General features: G+C 57.7%; 2 protein-coding genes and 1 pseudogene. All 3 read right to left on the reverse strand.

The features are described 5' to 3' along the window. Positions 1–144: 144 nt before the first annotated feature. The gene (gene rpiB / locus VU18_RS14675; RefSeq protein ID WP_011232838.1) at positions 145–591 is read right to left on the reverse strand and encodes a ribose 5-phosphate isomerase B; all 447 of its coding nucleotides are present in this window, start codon (positions 589–591) and stop codon (positions 145–147) included. Between the two features lie 193 nt (positions 592–784). Beyond that, positions 785–1,976, reverse strand: a pseudogene (locus tag VU18_RS14680) (methyl-accepting chemotaxis protein); the annotation flags it as partial. A 25-nt stretch (positions 1,977–2,001) separates the two neighbouring features. After that, positions 2,002–2,448 (reverse strand): low molecular weight protein arginine phosphatase, encoded by a 447-nt coding sequence (locus tag VU18_RS14685; protein WP_011232840.1) that lies wholly within the window; start codon positions 2,446–2,448, stop codon positions 2,002–2,004. Positions 2,449–2,530 lie beyond the last annotated feature (82 nt).

The raw sequence follows: 2,530 nt of genomic DNA on the forward strand, positions 1-2,530 counted from the left end.
TAAACGATTTCGTTGCATCTCTATACACTCCCTTGCTGCCGCCATTCTCATGAAGCAAGACGCCCACGGCCGGCATGGGGCTGCACGGCGTCTCCCGCTTATGGCTCGCAGGCCGCATCCGCTCCGATGCGGCCCTGGTTCCGCCTACAAATGCTTATTTTCATACTCGGCGATTTTGCCGATTCGCCGCGCATGGCGTCCGCCTTCAAATTCGGTCTCAAGCCATGCCTTGGCGATTTCGCGCGCCAGGCCGGGGCCGATGACGCGCTCCCCCATCGCGAGAATGTTGCTGTCGTTATGCATGCGCGTCAGCTTGGCGCTGTAGACGTCGTGGCAAAGGGCGCAGCGCACCCCTTTCACTTTGTTGGCGGCGATCGTCATGCCGATGCCGGTGCCGCAGATCAAAATGCCGCGATCAAATTCGCCGCGCGCCACTTTTTCAGCGACGGGAAGCGCGTAATCCGGGTAATCGACCGATGTTTCACAATCGCAGCCAAAATCGGTGTACTCGATTCCCATTTCATCCAACAGTGCTTTAATTTCCTCACGAATGCGAATTCCACCATGGTCAGAAGCAATAGCGACTTTCATCACGTTCGGGCGGGGAGCCCTAGGCTTCGCAGTGATAGCGAAAGCCAGGGAGGAATCGCCCTTCCTCCTTTCGATGAATCATATTTGCATGTGCATCAACGGGTGCGGAACCGGGCGACAGCCGCCTGCAATTGTTCGGCCTGTTCAACCAACTCGCCAGCCAGTTTATGCACATCGTTGATCGATGCGGCNNGCTCCTCGGTCGCCGCCGCAACTTCGAGCGCGCCGGCGGACGTCTGCTCAGCAATCGCCGCCACTTCTTGCGTCTGCGCCGCGGCCCGCTTCATATGCCCCATTTGACGCTTCGCCAACTCAGCGATGTCATGGACGGCGCGGATCACTTCATCAGCTGAGGCCGCCATGGCCGCAATGGCCTCATTCGTGCGCTCCCCTTTCGCCGCCTCAGCGTTTGCGGCGGCCACCTGCTTGTCCATTTGCGCCACCACACGGGCGACTTCATTTTGAATGTTGCCGACCAGTTCCGCGATTTTCTTGACCGCCTTGGCGCTCTCATCAGCCAGCTTGCGCACTTCCTCAGCGACGACGGCAAACCCCCGGCCGTGCTCGCCGGCGCGGGCTGCCTCAATGGAAGCATTGAGCGCAAGCAAGTTCGTCTGTTCAGCGATGTCCGCGACAAGCAACGTAATGTTGCCGATTTGATTGGCGTGTGCTTCGAGCTGCTTGACAGCCGCCCGCGACAGTTCTTGATCGTCAGCCAGCTGATCGATGCCGCTGACAAGCGAATGGGTGATATCGCGGCTTGCCTTCAGCGTTTCGGCCATCCCATATACCGACTGTTCCGCACGCTCGGCTGTTTCTTTTACTTGTACTGCGATGGCGAGCACATCCTCGGCCGCCGCAGCCGCTTCTTGGATCGCCTCGGCCGAAGACGCCGCCCCTTTGGAAATGTCGTCAATGGTCGCTGCAATATCGCGTGCACGGTTTGACGCTGTTTCGGACGCCTGCCTCATTTCCGCCGTCTTTTCAGTCGTGCGCGCTGCGCTCTCTTCCACATTGGCGACGACTGCGCGCAAATGGCCGAGCATCCGGTTGAACGCGACAGCCAGCGAGCGAATTTCGTCATGGGAAGAGGGCAGCGGAACATCCTCATCGATATGCCCTTCCGTCGCCTTTGCCGCCGCTTCCTCGAGCCGTTGCAGCGGCCTTGTAATCCAGCCAGCGGCCAAATAGGCAAGCACTCCGGACCAAAAGATGCCAAGGAGCAACACGATCATCGTGAACACGCTTTTGTTCCATGAGGCGAACCACTGATCATACAAAACGTACAAGAAAAAGGCGCTCGTTGAATACGTGATCAGCGCCAACGCTGTCGTAAAGACGACGAGCTTCAGGCGCAAACCGAACCGATGACTTGTCCCCCCCATTTGTGTTCCCCCTCACTTCTCAACCTCATTGTTCTGTTTGCAACTTTTCCGCCAAGCGGTCAATGAGCGTCTCCAGCTCATCGCGCGCCGCCCGGTACACTTCAATCGGCCCGCCGAACGGATCGGCGATGTCGCCGTCTGTTCCCGAGACGAACTGCTTCAACGTAAACGTTTTGTCCTTCGCTTCTGGGAAACGCTCGACGATCATTTCTTTATGGCCGGATGTCATCGCCAGCACGTGCGTCGCCCAGTCGATATGCTCTTTTTTCAGCTGCGAGGAGCGGTGGGCCGCTTCGATTCCTTTTTCCTTCAACACCGTCTTGGCGTGAACCGACGCCTCGCTCCCTTCCGCCGCAAACACGCCGGCCGATTTCACCTCGACGCCTGGCAGCTGCTTATTCTCCAACAATGCAGCGGCCATCGGGCTTCGGCACGTATTGCCCGTGCAGACGAACAAAATGCGGTATGGCATACAACCACCTCTTCACATCAATGACTTACCATCAATATACCATAGGGAAAAGAGCAAAAAAAGGCTCTTCACCACAACATGT

Source organism: Geobacillus sp. ZGt-1 (genome assembly GCF_001026865.1).
Classification (GTDB): Bacteria; Bacillota; Bacilli; order Bacillales; family Anoxybacillaceae; genus Geobacillus; species Geobacillus thermoleovorans.

Excerpts from the sequence above, each read along its gene's own strand:
- rpiB (WP_011232838.1), bottom strand. The coding sequence starts at position 591 with ATGAAAGTCGCTATTGCTTCTGACCATGGTGGAATTCGCATTCGTGAG.
- VU18_RS14685 (WP_011232840.1), bottom strand. The coding sequence starts at position 2,448 with ATGCCATACCGCATTTTGTTCGTCTGCACGGGCAATACGTGCCGAAGC.